The 1783-nt window shown below is 71.5% G+C and carries 2 protein-coding genes and 1 pseudogene; 1 reads left to right on the top strand and 2 read right to left on the bottom strand.

The features are described from left to right. Positions 1–90 (top strand): annotated as a pseudogene (locus tag R1101_RS30435) (ZIP family metal transporter); the annotation flags it as partial. Positions 91–142: 52 nt separating this feature from the next. On the opposite strand, the gene R1101_RS0122730 reads toward R1101_RS30435, so the two are convergent. Together R1101_RS0122730 and R1101_RS28290 are read right to left on the bottom strand one after the other, a co-directional pair. Continuing rightward, positions 143–886, bottom strand: a complete 744-nt coding sequence (locus tag R1101_RS0122730; RefSeq protein WP_016935501.1) for a VIT1/CCC1 transporter family protein — start codon at positions 884–886, stop codon at positions 143–145. Positions 887–957: 71 nt separating this feature from the next. Then, the coding region (locus R1101_RS28290) for a hypothetical protein (protein ID WP_016935502.1) at positions 958–1783 on the bottom strand (826 nt) is incomplete at its 5' end.

The raw sequence follows: 1783 nt of genomic DNA on the forward strand, positions 1-1783 counted from the left end.
CTGATGCCCGAGGCCTATCGGGAAGGCGGCTGGTGGGTGGGCATCTGCACCGCGGCAGGATTCCTGATCGCCTTCGCGCTCGGCGCGTGAACCGGCCCGCCGCGCACGATCACGACGCGACGGTCCGCGCCGCAGGGCCATGTCACAGGGCCACGTCGAACAGCTGACCCACCGCATAGGTCACGGCCATCGCCAGCGCCCCGCCGAGCACCACCCGCAGCACCGCCCGGCCACGCCGGGCCCGACCGAGCCACGCGCTGATCGATCCGGTCGCGGCCAACGCACACAGCACCGCCACGAACGTCACCGGGATCCGCACGGCTTCCGGCACCGACACGATCATCAGCAGTGGCACCAACGCCCCGAGGGTGAACGACACCGCGGACGACAGCGCCGCCACCCACGGATTCGCCAGGTCGGTCGGATCGATCCCCAACTCGACCTCCGCGTGGGCGGCAAGCGGATCCCGGGCCGTCAGCTCCTCGGCCGCGGCACGCGCCGTGACCGCCGACAAGCCCTTGCTCTCGAGCAGCCCCGCGAGTTCGTCGAGTTCGGCCTCCGGCATCTCGGCGAGCTCGCGCCGCTCGGTGTGCAGCGCCGCACGCTCGGTGTCGCGTTGCGTGCTCACCGACACGTATTCACCCAGCGCCATCGACACCGCGCCCGCGGCCAGCCCGGCCACCCCGGCGGTGAGGATCGTCGACTCGTCCGTCGTGGCGGCCGCCACACCGACGACCAACCCCGCGGTCGAGACGATCCCGTCGTTCGCGCCGAGCACGCCCGCCCGCAACCAGTTGAGCTTGCTCGCCAACCCGCCGGTGTGCGGTTCGGTGCCCTCGTGCTGCCCCCGGGAATCGTTCGCCGACGGCGGGTTCGGTAGCGACATGTCGAGAAGCTAGCACCGGACCCCCGAGAGGCGACAGGACGGACATCCTTACCTGACTCGACCCCGAGGTCTCAGTCGTCATGCCGGCGTATCCGCGCTCGGCGCCGCGGGGGGATACCCTGCGCCGAATATCGGCGGGCCTCCGCGGCGGCGACCGCCCAGTCCGGATCGCCGGGCAGTGGGCCCATCGGATCCCGAGCCCCGTACGAGATCCTCGTATCGGCGGGAAGCACCGCGCGCTGCAACGCCCGCTCGATGCCCACAGGCCGGTAGCCGGACGGCACCAGGCGGCCGATCCACCGGCAGTCCCGGGCCGTCATGTCGTGCCGCAGACTCTCCATCAGAGCCGCAACGGTTTCGGAGGGCACCTCCGTCAGCCACGACCCGATCCGGCCGATCACCGCTTCCGGCAGCCCGGAGAGGGTGACCTGCGCGCGCGGCATCCCGGTGACCCGGCCGTAGAGCCGCAGCAGTTCCGGATATCGGAGGACTTCACCGCAACCCACATCGAACGACCGCGTGGACAGCTCCGACACGGCCGCCCCGGCCACCGCCGCGGTCAGGTCGACGACCGCGACCGGTTCGACCCTCGAGTTCATCCAGTCCGGTACCACCGTCACCGGCAGCCGCCCACCGAGCTGGCCCAGCACCTCGAAGCTCGTCGACCCGGATCCGAGCACCATCCCGGCCCGCAGGGTGATCACCGACCGGCTCGACCGGGACAGCTCCTGTTCGACCTCCCACCGGGAGAGCAGATGTTCGGACAGCGCCTCCGGGTCGCACTCGGGGACGAAACCGGACACGTAGACGATGCGGGTCGCCGAGGACACCTCGACCGCGTGCCGCACCGCGCGGGCAGCCGCGAGATCGACCTCCCGGAACTCCGCCGAACGCATG

Source organism: Rhodococcus sp. R1101 (genome assembly GCF_000278445.1).
Classification (GTDB): Bacteria; Actinomycetota; Actinomycetes; order Mycobacteriales; family Mycobacteriaceae; genus Rhodococcus; species Rhodococcus gordoniae.